Genomic DNA, 3,629 nt, shown 5'->3' with positions numbered 1-3,629 from the left:
TGTTTTGGCCGGCGAATGCCAGCACGACAGAGGTGCTGCCTCGCCTGGCAACCCGGCTACCCTATTCCGCACGTCGCAGAACTTAGGCCCGTGGCTTTGCGTCCCACCCTTTCGGATGGTTTGCCCTTTTCAGGTTCGTTTTCGTTATCGTCCCTCTACCGAGAAACTTTATAAGCCTAAAGGCTTAGGGGGAGGCTCGAGAATTTGTTCAAGATTCCGAAATCGGGAATTAGGACGTGCTGGTTCGCCGCTGGCGCACAAACTCAATGACCCCGGGCAGAATGGAGATTAAGATGATGGCGAGGATGACAAGCGAGAAATTGCGCTTTACGATCGGAACGTTGCCAAACAAATAGCCTGCTAACACCAGGATGGCTATCCAGCCGACCCCTCCTGCGACGTTGTAAACGATGAAGCGCGCGTAGGTCATGCTCCCGATACCTGCAACAAAAGGCGCAAATGTGCGTATAATGGGAACGAAGCGCGCTATGATGATCGTCTTGCCGCCATATTTTTCGTAAAATCGGTGAGTGCGGTCAAGATATTCGCGTTTGAAGAATCGCGATTTCTTGCGGGTGAATACCTTGGGCCCTACCAAATGGCCGATCCAATAATTGACCGTGTCTCCCGCAACCGCCGCTATAGAGAGTGATACGACTATCCAGGTCAGACTCAGAGAGCCGAGAGCAGCAAATGTACCGGCGGCAAAGAGCAGGGAATCTCCCGGAAGTATGGGTGTTACGACAAGACCGGTCTCACAGAAAATAATGAGAAAGAGTATGAGGTGTGTCCAGAGGCCATAACTCCGTATGACCATGTCCAGGTGCTTGTCCAGATGGAGAATGAAACTGATGGCCCACGCGAAGAGTTCTGTCATTTCGGCGACAAAAGATAGCATCATCCCGCTGCCAATACAAGATTTGAGGCCCGCATTTTTTTCTGGACAGGTTTTGGGGGGTGTGTTACAAATGGAACTTACCACCAGAAAATTCAATTTAACCTACATCACCGCTGACTATGATGAGAATTCGACGATTACTCCGAAGGGCTTTTATTCCTGTGACTATCATGATCGTGCCTCATTCAAAGTCCAGGTTGCTGCGTCTCAAGGTGCCGCTGACGGTGCTTGTCGCTATTCCTGTTCTGTGGGGCTTGGGCACCTTTTATGTCCTCTCCGTGGGCGTGCAGACCGCGCAGTATGTCGACATGAGCAGGAAACTATCGTACTTCTCCAGCCAGTTCTTTGAAATGCGTCACACCCTGACATCACTTCAGACTGCAGAGGAAGAGTTCAGGCGCCTCTTTTCATTGAAATCAAAGAAAAGAGTGCTCGAGGCGATCAATCCAAATGAAACCGGCAATCCGGACCTCGAACTCCTGAGAAAGCAAGTGGCAGAAGCGGTGGCCTCTGTCGCGGAGATCAAGCGATTCATGCGCGAACAAAGGGATGCCTATTTTGCCACGCCCGTCGGGTGGCCGGCGCCCGGCGCCCTGAGTTCCGGCTTTGGAAAAAGGGCCAAGCCGCAAACCGGCGAGCCGGCGTTTCATTCAGGCCTGGACATCAGGATGCCTTCGGGTACACCAGTGAAAGCCACGGCCGACGGCATCGTGATCGTCTCGGGCTGGGTGGGTGGCAATGGAAATATCGTGGTCGTGGAGCACGGTCATGATTACAGCACTGCCTACGCCCACAACAAGCATAACTTGGTAAAGGTGGGGCAGAGGGTGAGACGCGGGGATACGATAGCATTGTCAGGAGCCACCGGCAACGCCACAGGCCCTCACCTTCACTACGAAGTGTGGAAGCGGGGCATCCCCACAGATCCTATCTCATTCTTAGAGGAGAAGTCGTGATGTTCGGAAAAAGGGAAACTACTTTGACGACAATAATCGGGCCCGATTCCAGTTTGAAGGGAGAGTTGCAGTCAAAGGGCACGGTAAGAATAGACGGCACCTTCGACGGGGATGTTCAAGCGGATTGGACGATCGTCGGCGAATCGGGGCTGATACGGGGAGATATAGTCTCAAGAGGCGCAACTGTCGGCGGCAAAGTGGAGGGGTCGATCAGATGCAGCGAATCTGTGGAGATAACACCCAAAGGACAGGTACGCGGCGATATATCGACATCAAAACTTTCAGTGGCAGAAGGCGGTCTCTTTGAAGGGCGCTCACATATGCTGAGGGCGGCCGAGAGCGAGCGATCGACGGTGCTTCCGCTGATACCACCCGAAAAATAAGTTTCGACTTGCCTTCATTCATATAGCTTCCGGGTACCCACGCAAGTGGGTGTTGCACCCCTTCTCACTCCGACGTGCTTCAGTACGCCTCCGTTCGCCGGGGTTTGAGCGACCGGGTACCCGCCTGTGGGTGCTATTCTTGAATGCACGCCGACACGATCTTATCAGCTTAAGACGAACGTTAGGTCTGCAAGGTCGATGCGATGAACGCCTGAATAGCTTCGAAGTATTGATCCATGCCGGCAAACATGATGTCGTTGTGATCTGCTCCTGGGATAATGAGCAGCTTCTTCTCAGCGCTGCCCAGATTGTCGTAAAACCTTCTCGCTTCTTCCACTGGTACGAGCGTATCCTCTTCGCCATGGATGATCAGCGTGGGGAGCGTTATGTTCCGTACCATGGCCAGTGCTTCCTCCATGATCCGATCCGCAACGTCATCCATTTGCAGGGAAAGGCCGATGTGCTTCATGACCGGAAGAATACTTACAAAACCGCTCTCGATGATAAGAGCCCTGAACTTATTTTTCCAGCGGCATGCCAACTCGGTTGCAGAGATGCTGCCGAGCGACCTTCCCATGACCCAGAGACCGCCCCTGAGTCTCCTTTGCGAAATTTCTTCCTTCACTGCCTTGAATATCACATGACAGTCACGGGAAATCGCTCCGAGAGTCGGAGAGCCACCGCTCGCACCATACCCTCTGTAATCTGACACCACGAGGTTCAATGCTTTCCGGTTATACAGGGGAGCGATGTGATCATAGTCGCTCACGACCTCACCGTTGCCGTGAAAATAAAGGATCAGAGGCCAGTGCTCCTCTCCAATGTAAAAGCGGCATGAGACATTGACGCCTGGCTCTACCGGAACAAGCAGATCAAATGCATTCGCTGGCGGAGATGTGAAATCCTGACGAGGATAGAAGATGTAGCTCAAGAGATGTGAAACATCGACCGGTGTATAATCAGGCATGACGCCACCTTACGTATCCTACTAAAATATGATAAAGTAAGCAAGGTTATGTACGCATGCGGCCGGGCTTCAACCGTTAGGGGTGGCACTTGAGCATATCATATGGAATAGCGCAAGAGATTGGCCTGCGCCCGAGTATGGAAGACGCTCACGCCATTTACGACATAAGCGAAGAGGGTCTCTTCAGCGCAGAGGTGTATGACGGGCACTCGGGGAGAAATGCTGCTGATGTCTCTGCGGAAATGCTGACTCCTCACTTCTTATCACTCTTGAAGTCAAAGCGCTTCGGTTCAGTCTATACAAAAAGTGATTACGGCGAATTGCTGAGGGAAGCGTACCTGGCTACTGACGACTACATCGTCAAGCGCGGCATTCGGAGCGGTACCGCTGCTGCCACACTACATATTTTTGATGAAGTGTTCCTT

5 protein-coding genes and 1 riboswitch are annotated in these 3,629 nt (G+C 52.5%); of the genes, 3 read left to right on the top strand and 2 right to left on the bottom strand.

All coding sequences use genetic code 11. The annotated features are described in order from the left end of the window. Positions 1 to 43: 43 nt before the first annotated feature. A riboswitch (cyclic di-GMP riboswitch) is annotated at positions 44 to 135 on the bottom strand. Positions 136 to 229: 94 nt separating this feature from the next. After that, positions 230 to 901 (bottom strand): DedA family protein, encoded by a 672-nt coding sequence (locus VMT71_16690; protein HVN25608.1) that lies wholly within the window; start codon positions 899 to 901, stop codon positions 230 to 232. Positions 902 to 1,068: 167 nt separating this feature from the next. Between VMT71_16690 and VMT71_16685 the strand changes: the two genes are divergently transcribed. After that, entirely contained in the window at positions 1,069 to 1,854 is a 786-nt protein-coding gene (locus VMT71_16685; protein ID HVN25607.1) for a M23 family metallopeptidase, read from the top strand. Beyond that, complete coding sequence (locus VMT71_16680) at positions 1,854 to 2,237, top strand: polymer-forming cytoskeletal protein (GenBank protein ID HVN25606.1); 384 nt, start codon at positions 1,854 to 1,856, stop codon at positions 2,235 to 2,237. Before VMT71_16685 ends, VMT71_16680 begins: the two co-directional genes overlap by 1 nt. 181 nt (positions 2,238 to 2,418) lie before the next feature. Here VMT71_16680 and VMT71_16675 read toward each other — a convergent pair whose 3' ends face one another. Beyond that, positions 2,419 to 3,204, bottom strand: a complete 786-nt coding sequence (locus tag VMT71_16675) for an alpha/beta hydrolase (protein ID HVN25605.1) — start codon at positions 3,202 to 3,204, stop codon at positions 2,419 to 2,421. An 89-nt stretch (positions 3,205 to 3,293) separates the two neighbouring features. Here VMT71_16675 and VMT71_16670 point away from each other — a divergent pair. Then, positions 3,294 to 3,629: hypothetical protein (locus VMT71_16670; protein HVN25604.1), on the top strand; the 336-nt coding region annotated here is incomplete at its 3' end.

This window comes from Syntrophorhabdales bacterium, assembly GCA_035541455.1.
GTDB lineage: Bacteria > Desulfobacterota > Syntrophorhabdia > Syntrophorhabdales > WCHB1-27 > JADGQN01.
This window is presented reverse-complemented; position numbering and strand designations above follow the sequence as displayed.